15 protein-coding genes are annotated in these 18,091 nt (G+C 38.6%); 9 read left to right on the plus strand and 6 right to left on the minus strand.

The window, feature by feature from the left end; all coding sequences use genetic code 11:
• Positions 1-3: 3 nt before the first annotated feature.
• The 3 genes from ODE14_RS01505 to kdpB all read right to left on the minus strand — a co-directional run bounded on the left by ODE14_RS01505 (position 4) and on the right by kdpB (position 4,310).
• Positions 4-1,089 (minus strand): porin, encoded by a 1,086-nt coding sequence (locus ODE14_RS01505; protein WP_263602679.1) that lies wholly within the window; start codon positions 1,087-1,089, stop codon positions 4-6.
• 111 nt (positions 1,090-1,200) lie between these two features.
• The gene (locus tag ODE14_RS01510; protein WP_263602680.1) at positions 1,201-1,812 is read right to left on the minus strand and encodes a K(+)-transporting ATPase subunit C; all 612 of its coding nucleotides are present in this window, start codon (positions 1,810-1,812) and stop codon (positions 1,201-1,203) included.
• Positions 1,813-2,258: 446 nt separating this feature from the next.
• Positions 2,259-4,310, minus strand: a complete 2,052-nt coding sequence (kdpB, locus tag ODE14_RS01515; protein ID WP_263602681.1) for a potassium-transporting ATPase subunit KdpB — start codon at positions 4,308-4,310, stop codon at positions 2,259-2,261.
• A 136-nt stretch (positions 4,311-4,446) separates the two neighbouring features.
• Here kdpB and ODE14_RS01520 point away from each other — a divergent pair, with 136 nt between their 5' ends.
• Positions 4,447-4,590, plus strand: a complete 144-nt coding sequence (locus tag ODE14_RS01520) for a four helix bundle protein (protein ID WP_263602682.1) — start codon at positions 4,447-4,449, stop codon at positions 4,588-4,590.
• A 56-nt stretch (positions 4,591-4,646) separates the two neighbouring features.
• The gene (locus ODE14_RS18710) at positions 4,647-4,802 is read left to right on the plus strand and encodes a four helix bundle protein (protein WP_412059351.1); all 156 of its coding nucleotides are present in this window, start codon (positions 4,647-4,649) and stop codon (positions 4,800-4,802) included.
• Between the two features lie 122 nt (positions 4,803-4,924).
• Here the strand turns inward: ODE14_RS18710 and kdpA are convergent, their stop codons facing one another.
• The 3 genes from kdpA to ODE14_RS01535 all read right to left on the minus strand — a co-directional run bounded on the left by kdpA (position 4,925) and on the right by ODE14_RS01535 (position 8,667).
• On the minus strand, positions 4,925-6,622 hold the full coding sequence (gene kdpA / locus ODE14_RS01525) for a potassium-transporting ATPase subunit KdpA (RefSeq protein ID WP_263602683.1): 1,698 nt from the start codon (positions 6,620-6,622) through the stop codon (positions 4,925-4,927).
• A gap of 105 nt (positions 6,623-6,727) precedes the next feature.
• Positions 6,728-6,805 carry a potassium-transporting ATPase subunit F gene (locus ODE14_RS01530; protein ID WP_248394956.1) on the minus strand — a complete coding sequence of 26 codons (78 nt, stop codon included), beginning with the start codon at positions 6,803-6,805 and terminating at the stop codon, positions 6,728-6,730.
• A 515-nt stretch (positions 6,806-7,320) separates the two neighbouring features.
• Positions 7,321-8,667 carry a sigma-54-dependent transcriptional regulator gene (locus ODE14_RS01535; protein ID WP_263602684.1) on the minus strand — a complete coding sequence of 449 codons (1,347 nt, stop codon included), beginning with the start codon at positions 8,665-8,667 and terminating at the stop codon, positions 7,321-7,323.
• Positions 8,668-8,935: 268 nt separating this feature from the next.
• Between ODE14_RS01535 and ODE14_RS01540 the strand changes: the two genes are divergently transcribed.
• From ODE14_RS01540 to ODE14_RS01570, 7 genes are all read left to right on the plus strand, one after another.
• Positions 8,936-9,487 (plus strand): DUF421 domain-containing protein, encoded by a 552-nt coding sequence (locus tag ODE14_RS01540; RefSeq protein ID WP_263602685.1) that lies wholly within the window; start codon positions 8,936-8,938, stop codon positions 9,485-9,487.
• A 160-nt stretch (positions 9,488-9,647) separates the two neighbouring features.
• Positions 9,648-12,149, plus strand: a complete 2,502-nt coding sequence (locus ODE14_RS01545; RefSeq protein ID WP_263602686.1) for a PIG-L family deacetylase — start codon at positions 9,648-9,650, stop codon at positions 12,147-12,149.
• Positions 12,150-12,249: 100 nt separating this feature from the next.
• Positions 12,250-13,941, plus strand: coding sequence for a sodium:solute symporter (locus ODE14_RS01550; RefSeq protein ID WP_263602687.1), 1,692 nt, complete (start codon positions 12,250-12,252; stop codon positions 13,939-13,941).
• A gap of 214 nt (positions 13,942-14,155) precedes the next feature.
• Complete coding sequence (locus ODE14_RS01555; RefSeq protein ID WP_263602688.1) at positions 14,156-14,674, plus strand: DUF2911 domain-containing protein; 519 nt, start codon at positions 14,156-14,158, stop codon at positions 14,672-14,674.
• Positions 14,675-14,966: 292 nt separating this feature from the next.
• Complete coding sequence (locus ODE14_RS01560) at positions 14,967-16,118, plus strand: zinc-dependent alcohol dehydrogenase (protein WP_248393992.1); 1,152 nt, start codon at positions 14,967-14,969, stop codon at positions 16,116-16,118.
• Between the two features lie 27 nt (positions 16,119-16,145).
• Complete coding sequence (locus tag ODE14_RS01565) at positions 16,146-16,670, plus strand: hypothetical protein (protein WP_248393990.1); 525 nt, start codon at positions 16,146-16,148, stop codon at positions 16,668-16,670.
• Between the two features lie 174 nt (positions 16,671-16,844).
• A complete protein-coding gene (locus tag ODE14_RS01570) occupies positions 16,845-17,690 on the plus strand; it encodes a phosphatase PAP2 family protein (protein WP_263602689.1) in 846 nt (281 codons plus the stop codon).
• Positions 17,691-18,091 lie beyond the last annotated feature (401 nt).

Below are 18,091 nucleotides of genomic sequence, written 5' to 3' on the forward strand. Positions count from 1 at the left end.
TCATTAAAAGCTTACCGCCAATGAGGTTGCTACAGATGGGCTGTTTGATTTCAGAATATTATCCCGGTTCAAAAAGATGTCATCTTTACTGCTTAAATTCTTAAGTTCTGTTCTCCAGACAAGATTAGGGAGAATCCAGTAATCTGCATTGAAAGAATATCCGAAAGTTTTGAATCCGTTTTCTGTTCCCGTTGCAATGATAACGCCTTTTTCGTCGCTGTAATATTCGCCTCTTACAGCAAAGCTTAGTTTTTGTGTTGGAGCATATTTGGCAATCAGGACAGGAGAGTACCAAACATTATACTGCTCACTTCCTTTAGCTTTCTGTTCTGCACCGATATCAAAACCTGCGATAAAGGCAAACTTTTGACTGATCTGGAAACTTCCGTAAAGATTGTGGAAATATCTCATTTGTCTGATGCTGTCAGGTTTATCATTGCCTATGAAAGAGCTACTGTTTAAAGTAATCTTTTCATTAGGTTTAAAAGTGAGCTGATGTCCGAAGGCAACCGTAGAATTTCCGTCTACACGCTGGATCCTCTGCCATCCGTTCAGAACAAGTCCGCTCAAAAACCATTTTCCGCTGTCACTGGTATAAGAGATTTTTGCACCGCTTTCAAAATAAGGCGAGTTATCTGCCAAAATACTTCTTGTCAAAGTAAAGCAGTCTTTGCTGACCGCACTTTCAAAACCAATGTGTGATGGCATTACACCTGCATCAATCCAGAGGTTTTTGTTTTTTGATATTTTTACCCCTATGTTCGCTTCATAAATATTTTTTAAAACGCCGGGTTCTGCTGCGTAATTGACATTCATATAAGTTCCTGCGCCTAACGCAATATTGGCTCTGAATTTTTCAGTTTCATAATTGGCTTTTACAAATCCTAAATTAAGGTTTACCTCATTGTTCCTGTTGTGACTATACACGAATCCGGGTCTTGTATTGTTCTCAGGATTATTGAAATCATACTGGTAATATACTTCTGCATAACCGGAGATTTTTAAAGGATTTTTAGTTTCTTCCTGAGCTTGCAGTGTAGAAACTGCACCAAGCATTACGAATGCAAGTAATGATAATTTTCTTTTCATTTTAAATTTTATTAAAAGAGGTTAGAAGCAAAATGTGAAAAGTAAAAAGATAGTAATCAATGAAAAGCTTTCAAATACTTCTCACTTCTTACCTTTCACTATTTTTACTTATTACTTCAAACCGTCTAATGCGATATTGAGTTTTAAAACATTAATTTTTTCAGTTCCGAATATTCCAAGGAAAGGAGGCTCGATATTTTTTTCAATAAGTGTGTTTACCGTATTGATGTCGATTTTTCTGATGTCGGCAATTCTTTGGGCCTGAACTCTGGCAGCCTGTACAGAAATGTTCGGGTCCAGACCTGCACCGCTTGCTGTAACGATATCCGAAGGAATTTCAGACCGTTTAACCGTTGGGTTGTGTTTCAGAAAATTTTCAATTCTTCCTTCAACTTCTTTAAGATAATCGGGGTTAGAAGGTCCTTTATTACTTCCTCCCGCTCCTGCAGCGTTATAATCTACCGCGGAAGGTCTGGACCAGAAATATTCATCCTTATCGAATTTCTGTCCTATATTGGCGTAATAGTAAGAAGTTTTTGGTAAGTTAGAAGCTTTTCCGGACTGCTTGCTTTTAACATTTGATTTTTCACGTAAAATGATTTCTCCTTTTCCGTTATTCGGAGCTGCCTGAGCTATTCCGTAGATTAAAAAGGTATAAATTCCTGAAAAAAACACAGCACAGAATAATGTTAATCTGATGGCTGGTAATATATTTTGTTTCATAGTTTTGAATATTTGGTTTTAATAGTGAGAGGTAAGAAGTTAGAGGTAAGAAGTAACTGTTAAAACGTAAATAAATCTGACTTTTCACTTTTCACAATAATGTTATTAAATAAAATGGATATGATTGAGAGTAAGAAGTTAGAGGTAAGAAGTAACTGTTAAAACGTAAACAAATCTGACTTTTCACTTCTCACTTTTACTTTTCACAATAATGTTATTAAATAAAATGGATATGATTGAGAGTAAGAAGTTAGAGGTAAGAAGTAACTGTTAAAGCGTAAATAAATCTGACTTTTCATTTCTCACTTCTCACTTTTTACTTTTCACTTCTCACAATAATGTTATTAAATATGGATACGATGAGAGTAAGAAGCATAGGTAAAACAAAGGCTAAAGTTCTATAAACAAATTTGACTTCTTACTTTTCACTTCTTACTTCTTACTTTTTAAATAAAAACTGATACGATTAAATCTATAATTTTGATTCCGATGAATGGAATTAAAACACCTCCTAAACCATAGATCAAAAGGTTTCTTCTTAACAATGCGCTTGCACCGATGGGTTTGTAGGCCACTCCTTTCAAAGCTAGCGGAATCAGCATCGGGATTACAATTGCATTGAAAATTACAGCTGAAAGAATCGCAGATTCAGGTGAATGGAGTCCCATAATGTTAAGACCTTGCAAAGCCGGAATTGAAGCAATAAACAAAGCGGGAACGATCGCAAAATATTTGGCTACGTCATTTGCAATACTGAAGGTTGTAAGCGTTCCACGGGTCATCAATAACTGTTTTCCGATTTCCACAACTTCAATCAGTTTTGTTGGGTCGTTATCAAGATCCACCATGTTTCCGGCCTCTTTTGCAGCCTGGGTTCCGCTGTTCATTGCTACACCCACATCGGCCTGAGCAAGAGCCGGCGCGTCATTGGTTCCGTCACCCATCATGGCGACCAACCTTCCTTCTGCCTGTTCTTTTTTGATGTAATTCATTTTATCTTCAGGTTTTGCTTCTGCGATAAAATCATCAACACCCGCTTTTTCAGCAATGAATTTTGCGGTTAAAGGATTATCCCCGGTTACCATCACCGTTTTAATACCCATTTTTCTCAGACGGTCAAAACGCTCTTTGATTCCCGGCTTGATGATATCCTGAAGTTCTATAACCCCAAGTGCTCTTTCATTTTCTGAAACCACGAGCGGTGTTCCGCCGTTTTGAGAGATTTCCCTGACTTTCTGTTCAACTTCTGCCGGAAATATATTGCCCGAATTTGTAACAATATTTTTAATTGCATCAGTTGCGCCTTTTCTGATTCGTGTATTCTCATAATCAATACCGGAACTTCTTGTTTCTGCTGTGAAATTGATGTATGCGGGTGAGAAGTGAGAAGTAAGAAGTGCCAGTTCTCCCTTCACAATACCTTTTACATCTAACTTTTCACTAAGTTCTATGATGGATTTTCCTTCGGGTGTTTCATCAGCCATTGAACTTAAAACCGCAGCTTTAATCAATGTATTTTCACTAATTCCATCCGCAGGATAGAAATGGGTGGCTTTCCTGTTTCCAATAGTAATCGTTCCGGTTTTATCCAGTAATAAAACATCGATGTCTCCCGCAGTTTCTACTGCTTTACCACTTTTAGTGATTACATTGGCTCTCAAAGCTCTGTCCATCCCCGCAATACCGATAGCTGATAACAATCCTCCGATGGTAGTAGGAATAAGACATACAAATAAAGAGATAAATGCAGCAATAGTAATCGGTGTATTGGCATAATCACCGAATGGTTTTAAAGTAACCGTAACGATGATGAACACCAAGGTAAATCCCGCCAACAAAATAGTTAAAGCAATTTCGTTTGGTGTTTTCTGTCTGGAAGCACCTTCTACCAGGGCAATCATTTTATCAAGAAAGCTTTCGCCGGGTTCCGTTGTTACTTTCACTTTTATTTTATCAGAAAGAACTTTTGTGCCTCCCGTTACACTGCTTTTATCACCGCCGGCTTCACGGATTACGGGAGCCGATTCTCCGGTGATGGCACTTTCGTCAATTGTTGCCAATCCTTCAATGATTTCTCCGTCAGATGGGATTATATCTCCCGTTTCACAAACGAATACATCGCCTTTTTTCAGTTGATTAGACGGAACTATTTTAATTTCTCCATTTGAAGTCAGCATTTTTGCAGGCGTTTCTTCTCTTGTTTTTCTCAGCGAATCTGCCTGCGCTTTTCCTCTTGCCTCTGCGATAGCTTCAGCAAAGTTGGCGAAAAGTAAAGTGATGAATAATATTAATGTTACGATAATATTGTAGACCAGACTTCCCTGGCTTTGTTCTCCCAAGGCAATCCAGAAACAAACGCCTGCCATTACCAAAGTTCCTATGTACACCATAAACATTACCGGATTTCGGAACATTTTTGCCGGGTGTAATTTTATAAATGATTGTTTCAGCGCTTCATTAACTAATTCTGCCTGAAACAAATTGTTATTTCCTTTCATTTTTTTATTTTTTAGAAGTAAAATGTGAGAAGTAAGATGTAAAATGTAAAAAGTTGATTATTAGAACCTCTAATTTTTTACTTTTAATTAACTTCCAGAATTTGTACATATATTTATTATTTTAAAAACATTTTTGATGAAACCTCATAGAAACTTAAAAGCCTGGAGCGACAGCATTTGGTTAATAAAAGATTTATATCTGATTACCAGTTCTTTTCCTAAAGAAGAACTTTTTGGCATTACTTCGCAGATGCGAAGAGCTGCATTATCAATTCTCTAAATATTGCTGAAGGTGCTGCAAGAGCGAGTAAGAAAGAATTTGTAAGATTTCTTGATATTGCTATTGGTTCTATTGCAGAACTTGATACCTTGTTTATCATTTCAGTAGAGTTAGAATTTTTATCTGATGAAGATTTTAATTTGCTAAATCATAAACTCGAAACCATTGGTAAACTTACTTATGGTTTGAAGCGAAAATTGCTTAGTGAGTAGGGTAATAGTAAGATGTAAAAGTAAAAAGTGAGAGGTGACGTGAGATGTAAGACGTGAGAGGGATTGGGATGTTTTGCACGAGTTGCATTACCTTTAACAGCTAGCTTCTTACTTCTTACTTCTCACATACTAAAATACTCAGCGATAGGTCCTAAAGCCAAAGCCGGGAAGAATGACAGGGCTGCCACGATAGCAATTACCGCAAATACCATTAAACCGAATGTCGCGGTGTCTGTTTTTAAGGTTCCTGCACTTTCCGGAATATATTTTTTGGCAGCAAGGCTTCCTGCAATAGCTACCGGACCTATAATGGGTAAATATCTCGCCATTAGCATTACAATTCCGCAGGCGATATTCCAGAATGGATTGTTGTCTGCCAGTCCTTCAAAGCCGCTTCCGTTATTGGCACTTGATGAGGTAAACTCGTACAGCATTTCACTGAAGCCGTGAAAGCCCGGATTATTTAGCCATTTGCCGTATTCAGCGGGATTGTGGGCCACCATATAACTTGCAATTGCAGTTCCTGCAAGAATCAGCAACGGGTGGAGAAGTGCAATAATCATTGCAATTTTCATTTCTCTTGCCTCTATTTTCTTGCCTAAAAATTCAGGGGTCCTTCCTACCATCAGTCCACTGATGAAAACAGCAAGAATGATGAAGATGTAAAAGTTGAGAAAACCTACACCCACACCTCCGTAAAATGCATTGACCATCATTCCGAGCATGGTATTCATTCCTGAAAGCGGAGTCAGAGAATCATGCATCGCATTCACAGAACCATTACTGGTTACGGTGGTGTTAATGGCCCAGTATGCTGAAGCAACAGGTCCGAAACGAACTTCTTTTCCTTCCATACTTCCTAAATTCTGAGTGATTCCCATTTTTTCAATAGCAGGGTTTCCATTCATTTCATTAACTATCGTTGGGGTTAATAACAACAGGAATCCAACAGTCATCACTCCGAAAATTGTCCATGCCAGTTTTTTTCTTTTTAAAACATAACCCATCGCAAATACCATCGCAATCGGAATCAGCATTATCGATACTGTTTCTACAATATTGGTAAAATAACTTGGATTTTCCAGTGGATGTGCAGAATTTGGACCGAAAAATCCGCCTCCATTGGTGCCCAGCTGTTTGATGGCTACAAATCCGGCTACCGGGCCGCGGCTTACTTCCACTTGATCTCCCTGTAAAGTGGTGATGGTGTCTTTCCCTTCAAAAGTCATCGGAGTTCCGCTGAAAGCCAATAAAGAAGCTACCATTACAGCAATTGGAAATAAAACTCTTGTACAGGTTCTGATGAATAAATAATAGAAATTCCCTAATTTATCTGTAGTTCTTTCTTTCATTGCAAGGAAAACAACGGCAGCAATAGCAATACCGCAGGCTGCAGAGATAAACTGCCAAAGCATTAGGGTTAATTGTCCTAAATAAGATAATCCGGATTCCCCCGAGTAATGCTGAAGGTTGGTATTGGTAACGAAGCTCACTGCTGTATTGAATGCCAAATCTCCACTCATTGAAGGGTTATAGTCCGGATTGAGTGGTAACCACTCCATATTGGTGAGCACAAACATGGAAATGAGAAACCAAACGATATTGATGGTGAGTAAAGCGGCAAGGTGTTGTTTCCAGTTCATTTCCTTTTCAGGATTTACACCGGAAATTTTGTAAAATAATTGGTCAATAGGATTGAAAATTTTATCCAGCCAGGTTTTTTCTTTGGTAAAGATCTTTCCCATATATCTTCCCAGCGGAATTGCAAACAAAACCACGAGAGCATACATAAGAAAAATTCCTGTAATTTCTGTATTCATTTTTTAGATAGTTAGATGTTGTAAATAAGAGGTAAGTGGTGATTAGCTACAATAAAGAACATCAGAAGGACGTCTTACTTTTCACGTTTCACTTTTTTACCGGTTTTAAAATTTTTCCGGTTTTATCAGCACGTAGCCTATGTAAACAAATACGGCGATGGCGATGATGAATAATGCTGTCATATTTTTTCAAAATATTTTACGGTTAGAAAAAAAAGTACAAAAAGTACAATACCCGAGATGGTTAATAAAAGTGTCATGTTTTATTGATTAAAAATTCTGTATGTAATTGCGAAGCAGACCAAAAGGCCATAGAAGATTGCTAATAAATGCCAGGTCTTTGTTTTCCTGTACATCCTGATTTTCCATTTTTGCATAGCGAACGATTATTGTTATGCCATACTATTTTTCAAATGCTGGTCCAGCTGAGAATTTTTTATATAAAATATTGAATTTCAACATATTAAAATTTAATATAGATTTTAAACAACAAAAAACCCTTTCAAAATGAAAGGGTTGATGCTGTTATTATGAAAGGATTTATTTGAGTGAGAACTGGCAATTGAAAGTAAAAAGTGAGAAGTGACAGGTGAGAGGAGTGAAATTCGCTGCAATATTTATTACGTTTTCCATTTCACTTTTTACTTCTTACTTCTTACTTTTTACTTCTTACTTCTTATTTCTCACCTCTTACCTCTCTACTTAATCTGATATTCTTCTATTTTCCTGTATAATGTTGTAAGCGCGATGCCTAAAAGTTCTGCCGTTTTGGTTTTGTTTCCATTGGCATAGTTCAGGACTTTTTGGATATGAATTTTTTCGGCACCTGCCAGCTCAAAAGCCGAAAGGATTTTACCTTTTATATTGATTTCCTGATCATATTGAAAATCCTGAGGGAGCGATTCTACCTGAAGCTCCTCTCCATCGGTAAGAATAGTGCTTCTTTCAATGACATTCCGTAGCTCACGGATGTTTCCTTTCCAGGGATGTTTTTTCAGGGCTTCTCCGTACTCTTTTGAAAAGCCGGATATTTTTTTGCCGGTTTTTAGAGAAAAGTTCTTCAGAAAGTTATAAGTAAGCTCTTCGATATCACTCACTCTTTCCCGAAGAGGCGGTAATTGTACGGTAAAAATGTTAATGCGGTAAAAAAGGTCTTCCCGGAAATTTCCGTTTTCTATTTCTTTTTCGAGGTTCCGATTGGTCGCTGCAATAATTCTTACGTCTATCTTAGTAGTTTTACTGTCTCCTACTTTTAAAAACTCTCCGGATTCCAGAACACGTAATAATTTAGCCTGAAGATCCATTGGCATTTCGCCGATCTCATCCAGGAAAACGGTCCCTTTATCGGCCTCTTCAAAAATTCCTTTCGAATCTTTTACGGCTCCGGTGAAGGCTCCTGCTTTATGTCCGAAGAGTTCATTCTCCAATAGTTCTTTACTGAAGGCAGAGCAGTTTACGGCAATAAAATTATACTTTGTACGGTTGCTTGCATTATGAATAGCGTTGGCAAAAACTTCTTTTCCGGTTCCCGTTTCACCGGTAAGCAGTACTGTTGCATCAGTGGTCGCTACTTTTTTCGCAGATTCGATCGCAGATTTTATTTTTCTGGAATGTCCTATAATCGATTCAAATGAATGTTTGTTTCCCAACTGTTTTTCGAGCTGGGAAATTCTTTTATTGAGAGAAACCTTTTCCAGTGCCTTATAGACCAGTGGGATGATCTTATTATTGTCGTCGCCCTTTGTAATATAATCAAAAGCCCCGTTTTTAATCGCCTGAACACCATCCTGAATATTGCCGTAAGCAGTTAAGAGAATAATTTCCAGCGAGGGATATTTTTCTTTTACTTTTTTCACAAAATCCACTCCGCTGCCGTCCGGAAGCTTTACATCGCATACTGCAACGTCTATATCGCTAAACTCCAGTCTTTTCATCGCATTTTTGAGATCTGAAGCCTGGAAAACTTCATATCCTTCAAGACTTAAAATTTTAGATAAAAGTGTTCTTATTTTCTCTTCATCGTCGATGACCAGTATTTTACTCACTGTTGTTATTTTGTTTACAAATTTAGATTATCTTTTAATAGGTTAAGTTGAAATGAGAATAAAATATCCTGTGCGATTTGCAATAGATTTAAGCACATATTATATTATGAGAATAATTCAAAGAGTATGTTGAAAATAAGCTTTTAACATATGATTTTCTTTTGTTTATTTAAATAACTGATAAATGTTATAAAAATCTAATGGTTGGATGTTTGCAGATGTACTTGATAAACATCAATAAGTCAGGATTAATTTAAAAACACTTCCTATGGATAATATATTTTTTGAAAGCTGGACTAAAGTAGGGCATGTTGCGTTACTTACCGTCATTTCTTTTGTAACACTTTTTCTGTTTATAAGAATCTCAGGAAAGCGTACACTCGCCAAGTTTAATGCATTCGATTTTGTGGTAACGGTAACACTCGGGTCGGTCCTGGCTTATATGATGCTTGCACAAGTGAGCCTTACTGAAGGTGTCGTTGTATTATTCCTTATTATTTCCATGCAGTTATTATTCGCAAAACTTTCCCGCAAGTCGAAAGTTATGGAGAAGCTACTCAATTCATCACCGAAGCTTTTGTTTTATAAGGGCATCTATCTTGAAAGCAATATGGAAAAGGAATCGGTTACCAAAGAAGAAATTCTGGCATCCATCCGCCAGAAAGGTATAGAGAATATAGATGAAATACTTGCTGTGGTTATTGAAGCAAATGGAGATCTTAGTGTCGTTAAAATGTACGATGAAACCACCACAAACAGTTCCTTAAAAGGAATAAAAAATCATGATATTGAAAGTTTTCCTGAAAATGGTGAATTATAATGTAGAAGTTTTACTATTTCGCTTAACTTATAAATTTCATTAGTTTTTTAAGACCTTTAAAGAGTGATTCATCATAATAACTGCATTTTTATACTATATACTTATTGTTTAATTTTAAGAAAAACGATTTACTTATATTTGCCCTGCAAAGCCAATTCAAATGTTCAAAAAAGTTTTCATTGTATTTATTCTTAGCGCTTATACGGGTTTTTGTTCGGCTCAACAGGTCCGGCCTGCAAAATCTTCTGAAATTTACCGCGAACTTAAAACACTCAAAAACCTGCCTAAAGTTTTATACCTTGCAGCACATCCCGACGATGAAAATACAGGTCTACTTTCCTGGCTGGTAAACGACCGGAATGTGGAAACAGGATATTTGTCTTTAACCAGAGGTGATGGCGGTCAGAATTTATTAGGCACCGAACAGGGTGCTGCATTGGGTTTAATCAGAACGCATGAGCTTTTAGAAGCAAGAAAGCTGGACGGCGCCCAACAGTTTTTTACCCGCGCCATTGATTTCGGGTTTTCCAAAAATACAACTGATACTTTTAAACAATGGGATGAAAACAGTATTATAGCTGATGTGGTCTGGGTAATCCGAAAATTCCGTCCTGATGTGATTATTTGTCGTTTTCCTCCTACAGCTGCGGCAGGTCATGGACAACATGCGGCTTCGGCAGTGGTCGCAGAAAAAGCTTTTAAGCTCGCCGGTGATAAAGCGGCTTTCCCGAATCAGCTGAAATATGTTAATGCATGGCAGCCAAAACGCGTATTGTGGAATACGTTTAGGTTTGGTTCGGTCAATACAACCGCTGAAAATCAACTGAAAATCACGGTTGGGCAATATGATGCCCAACTGGGAATGGGCTACGGAGAGCTGGCCGGATTAAGCCGAAGTCTGCATAAAAGTCAGGGTGCAGGAACACAGTCTGTAGCCGGAATTAAAACCGAATATTTTTCACATGTTGATGGTGAGCCTGCAAAAACAAGTCTTTTTGACGGAATCAGTAAAACCTGGACTAAAGAAGGAAGTCCCGATATTGACCAGGCTTTGGATAAGATTATTTCTACATTCAATTTCAATCATCCGGACCTTAGTTTGCCCGCTTTGCTTGTTTTGAGGAAAAAGGTAATGGCATTAAAGGATTCAGACCTGAAAAAGGATAAAATTAAATCTCTTGATCATATTATTTTAAGCTGTGCAGGATTTATGGGTGAAGTCGTTACCAATCGGGCTGAAGCTGTTGCCGGCGATCAATACAATTTCAGGTTGAATATGATTTCAAGAGCTGAAAGCCCTGTCGTTTTAGAACATATAAAATGGTTAACCCAGTCAGAAAAGTTCAACAGAAAACTGGCAAAAGATTCATTAATTACCATTCAGCAAGATATTCAGATTCCTGCAGATGCAGCACTTACGGAGCCTTACTGGTTAGCAAAACCACCCGCAAATGCGGCGACTTTCTCTGTTCCGAATGATACTTTGGTCGGTTTACCCGAGACAGATTCACCATTGAATGTTTTACTGACTTTAAAAATAGGTTCGGAAAATTTTCAGGTAAAGCTTCCTTTATCATTTAAGAAATTGGACCCTGTACGCGGCGATGTCGTCGAACCTTTACGCATTGTTCCTGCATTAGAAGTAAAATTTACGCAACCTCTTTATCTGGTTAAAGAAAATGAAGATTTACGGGTAAGTTTAAATTTTAAAGTCAATTCCGATAAACCTTTAAGCAATGGAAGAGTAAACCTGATGTATAATGGAGAACGATTAGGCGGTGGTGATTTACAATCGGTTAATGGAAAATATTTTACCGTAGATTATATAATTCCAAAAACGAAGCTGGCTTCAATACAATCGGATCACCTGCAACTGGAGGCGAATTTTCTGGCAGATGGGATAGCTTATGACAAAAAACAGGTATTAATCCAGTATCCGCATTTACCTTCCCTGCAATATTTTGCACTGGCATCGGTTACTGTTATGAAAGGTGATATTCAGACGAATGTTAAAAAAGTAGGGTACATCGAAGGCGCCGGCGATTTCATTCCTGAGTTTCTTCGCATTGCAGGTATTCAGGTAGATATTCTGAAAGACGAAGATTTCTACGGCAATGTAAATGAATCTGGAAACGGGACTCAGAACAAACTGTCGCAATATGATGCTATCGTACTGGGAGTTCGTGCCAACAACACAGAGAAAAAACTGGGAGGCTGGATGCCTTTTTTATGGTCTTATGTGAAAGGCGGAGGAAATCTGGTGATGCAGTATAACACCAATCAGGATACAACCGTTGACCAGCTGGGAATATATAATTTGCATATCGCCAATAAACGGGTAACTGAAGAAAATGCTGAGGTTACATTCTTAAACCCTAATCATAAGTTACTGAACTTCCCGAATAAGATCACTCAAAATGATTTCAACGGCTGGGTACAGGAACGTGGCGCTTATTTTCCTGATCAATGGGATGCCGCTTATGAACCGCTTTTCGAAATGCATGACACCGGCGAGGAGCCGCTGAAAGGCTCAACTTTATATGCCAAATATGGAAAGGGTAATTTTATTTATACGCCGCTGGCATTTTTCCGACAGCTGCCTGCCGGAAACGCAGGTGCCGCAAGATTATTTTTAAACTTTTTATCTGCACAGAAAAACTGATGAACAAAAAACTTAAAAATTGGAATCTCTGGTATATATTATTGGCAGCTGCGCTGGTTTTTCAGATTGTATTTTATTATTGTTTTACTAAATTCTGGTCATGAGTACTATAGATTGGACTGTTCTCATCTTTACCCTCGTTGCAGTGGTGATTTACGGGGTTTATATAGGCCGTGGCCAAAAAAGCAACGAGTCTTACCTGAAAGCAGATAATAAAATGCCGTGGTATATAGTGCTGATCGGGATTATGGCAACTCAGGCAAGTGCTATTACTTTTCTTTCGGCGCCGGGTCAGGCCTATACTGATGGTATGCGTTTCGTTCAGTATTATTTTGGTCTGCCTTTGGCGATGATCGTTATCTGTATTACCTTCATCCCGATTTTTCAGCGTCTGAATGTGTACACGGCTTACGAATATTTAGAAAACCGTTTTGATAAAAAAACAAGAGTGCTCACTTCGCTGCTTTTCCTTTTTTCAAGAGGATTATCCACAGGAATCAGCATTTATGCACCGAGCATCATCTTATCCAGCGTATTGAACTGGAATATTTATCTGACCAATGTTTTAACAGGTGGCATTTTGTTGATTTATACCTACGTCGGTGGCGCAAAAGCGATCGCCCATACCCAAAAATTTCAGTTCCTTATCATTCTGGGAACCATGGCTTTCGCCGGTTATCTGCTTATTGAAAATATGCCGAACGGAATCGGTTTTAAAGACGCCCTTTATCTGGCCGGGAAATCCGGAAAGCTGAATGTCATTACCACAGAATTCGACTGGAAAGATAAATACAATATCTGGAGTGGACTGATTGGTGGTTTTTTTCTGGCACTTTCTTACTTTGGGACAGATCAGAGTCAGGTGGGAAGGTATATTACCGCAAAAGACAATACCAATGCAAAAATGGGTTTGCTGCTGAACGGATTGGTTAAAATCCCGATGCAGTTTTCAATTCTTCTCATCGGTGCCTTGCTTTTCGCCTTCTTTTCCCTGAAGCCTGCTCCGATTTATTTTAATGAACGTTCTTATCAGAATCTGAAAGAGATGCAACCTGAACAGGCCGCGGTGTTCGAAAAAGAGCATCGGGATTTGCAGGCAAAATTTAATGCAGAATCGAAAGAAATTTTAAAATTAAAAGAGACACATTCTCCTCAGCTTAACAAAACAATTCAAGATTTTAAAAACACGCAGGCTGAGGTAAAAGCACTCCACGGAAGGGTAGAGGAAGCAATCAATACATCGAATTATAACGCGGAAAAAACGGATACCAATTATATTTTTCTGTATTTCGTAAAAAATACCCTGCCTGCCGGAATGATCGGGTTATTGTTTGCAGTCATTTTCTTAGCGAGCTGGGGTTCCATTTCTGCGGCGCTGAATTCTCTGGCAGCCTGCTCGGTAAAAGATATTCATCTGATATTCAGAAAAGAAATTCCGGATGAGAAAACCGAACTGAAGTACAGCCGACTGCATACGTTAGCTTGGGGAATTTTCTCGATTGGCGTAGCGATGTTTGCCACGCAGATGGGTTCTCTTATTGAAGCGGTGAATGTATTAGGCTCCCTTTTCTACGGTCCGATATTGGGGATTTTCCTGGTCGCCTTTTACTATAAAAAAATTAACGGTCAAAACGTTTTTATTTCTGCAATTCTTTCTGAAATTGTGATTATTGCCGTTTATCAGTTCGATATTGTTTCTTTCCTGTGGCTCAATGTCATCGGCGCTGCGGCGGTCATTTTATTTTCAGCAATTGGGTTATTGTTTTATAAGCCGAAAGCAGTACATTCGTAAACGAAAAAGAATAAGATAAAAAGCCTGGTTACATTTTGGCAGAAAACCAAAGCTCACGCAAATTATGGTGATGACGCAGATATCTACGCAAAAAAATCTGCTAAATCTGCCCGATCTGCGAGCGTATTATTAGCATAAAGGTAACATCAGCCTAAGAACAGGTAAAAAATATCATTCTGAAAAATATACTTTGACAACAAACAAATAAAGTGTTATGAAAACAATTTTTAAATCTGCTACCATTCTTGTTGCGGCCATGACGATTTCCGTAAATGCCTTTGCACAGGAAACTAAAAAACCGGCAAGTCCACCAATGACTGCGACAGGGAAAATTAAAGATGCCGACATTACTATCAATTACAGCAGTCCTTCCGTGAAAGGACGTACGATCTGGGGCGGACTGGAACCTTACGATAAAGTTTGGCGTGCCGGTGCCAATGAAGCCACTACTTTTGAAACGAGTAAAGACATTACCGTTCAGGGTAAAAAACTTCCGGCCGGAAAATACAGCTTTTTCCTGATCCCTAAAGCCAGCGGTTTGTGGACGGCTATCTTCAACAAAGAGCCAAAACAATGGGGCGCTTATAAATACGATCAGGCGAAAGATGCTTTACGCGTAGATGTAAAAACAAAAGCGTTACCAACCACCCAGGAAGCGTTGGTTTACAAGATCAACAAAAACGGATTCACCATGGATTGGGATAAAATCTCGGTTCCTGTGGAGATTAAGTAAGCTTGAATATGAAATTTGAAATCCCGGTTTGGCCGGGATTTTTTTTTACAATTTTGATATATAAAAATTAATGTAAGGCCGATTAATCGCTGTAATTATAATCTTTTTCAATTTGCAGACATCTTTTTAATAAATGATCTACTATTTTTTAAATTTTATTAACAATCTGCTTATTACCACATACTTTTTCAAAAAAACTTTAGATACCACATAGTGCTGGAATTATAGTAAAAGCCGTTATGGCGGTCTCTGTTTTGCTTTACCTATGGCATCACCAACAAAATATACATATATGTTAGCAATGAATTTCCGCGGACCTTTCCGCGTGCGCGCAGACCGCAATATGCCCGAGCCGCAAATAGAACATCCGGAAGACGCTATTGTGAAGGTATTAAGATCCTGCATTTGCGGTTCGGATCTGCATCTTTATCATGGCCTTGTTCCCGATACTCGTACCGGCACTACTTTTGGGCATGAGTTTATTGGAGAAGTCGTTGAAATCGGCTCTTCTGTACAAAACCTTAAAGTAGGGGATAAGGTTATGGTCCCTTTTAATATTTCTTGTGGTAAATGTGCCTTTTGCAAGCAGGAGCTGTACGGCAATTGCCATGAATCTAATCCGATGGCCACCGCAGTAGGCGGTATTTTTGGATATTCCCATACCGCCGGAGGATATCAGGGCGGACAGGCAGAATATGCCCGCGTACCTTACGCAGATGTAGGCCCAACCGTTATTCCCGACTGGATGGATCCCGATGATGCCGTGCTTCTTACAGACGTAGTTCCTACAGGTTATCAGGCAGCAGAAATGGCGGGTATTCAGAAAGGCGATACGGTAGTGGTTTTCGGTGCGGGACCTATCGGTATTATGGCGGCTAAATCGGCATGGCTTTTTGGAGCAGGACGGGTAATTGTCATCGACGAGCTGGAATACAGGCTTGATTTTGTGGCCAAATATGCACAATGCGAAGCTTATAATTTTAACAGTATCGGCGATCCCGTGGTCTTCATAAAAACACAGACTGATTCTCTGGGTGCCGATGTCTGCATTGATGCCGTAGGCTGCGAGGCGAAAGGAAATTTCATGAATACTGTCATGGGAACAAAATTACTTTTACAGGGTGGCTCTACAACGGCACTTCATTGGGCTATTAATTCCGTTAAAAAAGGTGGAATTGTTTCTATTGTAGGGGTTTACGGTCCTACGGATGCTTTGGTTCCGATAGGGAATGTGGTGAATAAAGGAATTACGATTCGGGCTAACCAGGCGGCGGTGAAACGTCACTTGCCTAAGCTTATCGAACACGTAAAAAACGGAATTCTTGATCCGAAACAAATCATTACTCACCGCGTTCCGCTGGAAGAAGTAGCGGATGCGTATCATATATTTTCAAGAAAGCTTGACGGTTGCATAAAGACTGTGCTTATTCCGCCAACTGCTTAAAAGTTTTTAACCCAAAAATAGTACAACATGATTACAGACGAAACAAAGCCTTCCGACTTTAAGAAAAGTGAACAGGCAGATTATACTCATATAAAAGGCTGGGGAATTGATGCGGATCCTGAAAATGATCCCGTTTATCCCATGAAGAAACGTACCAACGAAGAACATGAAGGTTATGCCTGGCAAAGACCGGAACAGCAGCCTGAAGACGTTGAAATTTTGAAGTCAGTAGAGCGGCCTAATTTAACCGCTGCTTTTGGAACGGCATCACCGCCGGAAGGTCTTAACGGAGAAATCAGAAAATTTGCTTTTAAATACAGTGAATCAAGCTATGGCAGGTGGCTTCCGCTGGTATTGGCAGATCGCGTCGGTGCATTGGAAGGGATTATTGATGACTTAAAAAAAGGTCATTTGCCCAATATTTTTGCCGAGCGTGGCTGGGGAGCAGAATGGAAATACAACAGAAAGAATTTTCTACTGAAGATGGCTGCAACGGCGGCCGTTACTGCTATTGCCATAAGCGTTATATCGTCAAAGAAGAAAAAGAAGTAATTAATCAACTCATGGCCGGAAGAAATTCCGGCTGTTTTTTTAAGACGACGCCCTTCATGCAACTGAACGCTGTAAGAGCGTAATAGCAAGTACCATAAAAATAATTTTTATAGAGAAACCTGTGCATCAGGGATTTTTTGGTACATCATTATATATCATTTTTTTAAAATAGTTATGTTAAAAAGATCAATGACTGAAAAGCAATTGAAAATCCGGCAGCAGGCTTTTGCATTATCCGTCTGTACAATTGTATTCATGGCTGTCTACAATCTGTGTACGTGGCATGCTACTTCTTTAGGGCATCTGCCATCATTTACTTTTGACTTTGAGAGATCAATTCCATTCGTGCCTTTATCAATTGTTCCGTATATGGCAAGCGGATTTTTTTTCTGTCTCGTATTTTTTTCATGTAAAAATAAAAATCAACTAAAAATATTAACATGGAGGATGCTTTTTGTAATTATTATCGCCGGAATATTTTTTATTACGGTTCCTTTACGATTTTCATTGACAAAACCGGAGGTATCCAACAGTATCCTGAAACTTCCTTTTTCTTTTTTACATACTTTTGATTCACCTTTTAACCAGTCACCTTCGCTGCATATTGCTTTTGCTTTTATATTCTGGTCGGTATTTAAAGATCTTACCAATTGGCGGATGTTTCTAATGATTTGGCTGATTCTTTTAGGAATTTCAACATTGACTACCTATCAACATCATGTCATTGATATTTTAACCGGAGCCATTCTTGCACATGTTAGCTTTATTATCATTCCTTACCGAAAGAAAGACCCGAAATACCGAAGCTGCTGGTTGGCAAATTACTATTTCATATCGGGATGGATTCTCATTTTAGCGGCTTTATTGCTTCATAAATACTTTGCAACTGAGGGGTTAATACTTTTATTACCTGCGTTGATAATGATGATAATCGGGTATTGTTATCAGAAAAATACCGGTATTATATCTCAATTTATGCCAACGATTAAACAAAATATATATCAGTCAGAGAAAAACTAATTACTTTAATCTTTCCTGCTAATAAATAACATTTCGGTTCCTTGCCCGGTTAGCCGTAAATGTTGCTTTCCTTTTGTACATTCGACTGGTGTACATGTAGGCTGTCCCCGTCTTTGGACATGATGGAAATACCCCGATCGCTGTAATCAAACTTTTCAATAAAGTGATAATACATAAGCCTTGCTACTCCTTCCGAATAGCGAAGACGCCTGCCGTTCCAGGCTTTTCAGCCTTCCGTAATTAGAGATTGTATATTGGTCAAATCTTCGACAGCCTCTTATTTGAGTTTTAATATCCATTCCAACGGTTACCTGATTTTTCTCATCATGTTAATATAAGAAACGACATGTTCTGTCGTTAATGGATTATAGTTTTGCGAATGATATTTATAATAAGGGGAA

This window comes from Chryseobacterium sp. PET-29, from assembly GCF_025736815.1.
Classification (GTDB): Bacteria; Bacteroidota; Bacteroidia; order Flavobacteriales; family Weeksellaceae; genus Chryseobacterium; species Chryseobacterium nepalense.

What these genes read in the sequence shown, in the direction of transcription:
- ODE14_RS01505 (WP_263602679.1), bottom strand. Translation starts at nt 1,089, where the DNA reads ATGAAAAGAAAATTATCATTACTTGCATTCGTAATGCTTGGTGCAGTT.
- ODE14_RS01510 (WP_263602680.1), bottom strand. Translation starts at nt 1,812, where the DNA reads ATGAAACAAAATATATTACCAGCCATCAGATTAACATTATTCTGTGCT.
- kdpB (WP_263602681.1), bottom strand. Translation starts at nt 4,310, where the DNA reads ATGAAAGGAAATAACAATTTGTTTCAGGCAGAATTAGTTAATGAAGCG.
- ODE14_RS01520 (WP_263602682.1), top strand. Translation starts at nt 4,447, where the DNA reads ATGAAACCTCATAGAAACTTAAAAGCCTGGAGCGACAGCATTTGGTTA.
- kdpA (WP_263602683.1), bottom strand. Translation starts at nt 6,622, where the DNA reads ATGAATACAGAAATTACAGGAATTTTTCTTATGTATGCTCTCGTGGTT.
- ODE14_RS01530 (WP_248394956.1), bottom strand. Translation starts at nt 6,805, where the DNA reads ATGACAGCATTATTCATCATCGCCATCGCCGTATTTGTTTACATAGGC.
- ODE14_RS01540 (WP_263602685.1), top strand. Translation starts at nt 8,936, where the DNA reads ATGGATAATATATTTTTTGAAAGCTGGACTAAAGTAGGGCATGTTGCG.
- ODE14_RS01545 (WP_263602686.1), top strand. Translation starts at nt 9,648, where the DNA reads ATGTTCAAAAAAGTTTTCATTGTATTTATTCTTAGCGCTTATACGGGT.
- ODE14_RS01550 (WP_263602687.1), top strand. Translation starts at nt 12,250, where the DNA reads ATGAGTACTATAGATTGGACTGTTCTCATCTTTACCCTCGTTGCAGTG.
- ODE14_RS01555 (WP_263602688.1), top strand. Translation starts at nt 14,156, where the DNA reads ATGAAAACAATTTTTAAATCTGCTACCATTCTTGTTGCGGCCATGACG.
- ODE14_RS01560 (WP_248393992.1), top strand. Translation starts at nt 14,967, where the DNA reads ATGTTAGCAATGAATTTCCGCGGACCTTTCCGCGTGCGCGCAGACCGC.
- ODE14_RS01565 (WP_248393990.1), top strand. Translation starts at nt 16,146, where the DNA reads ATGATTACAGACGAAACAAAGCCTTCCGACTTTAAGAAAAGTGAACAG.
- ODE14_RS01570 (WP_263602689.1), top strand. Translation starts at nt 16,845, where the DNA reads ATGTTAAAAAGATCAATGACTGAAAAGCAATTGAAAATCCGGCAGCAG.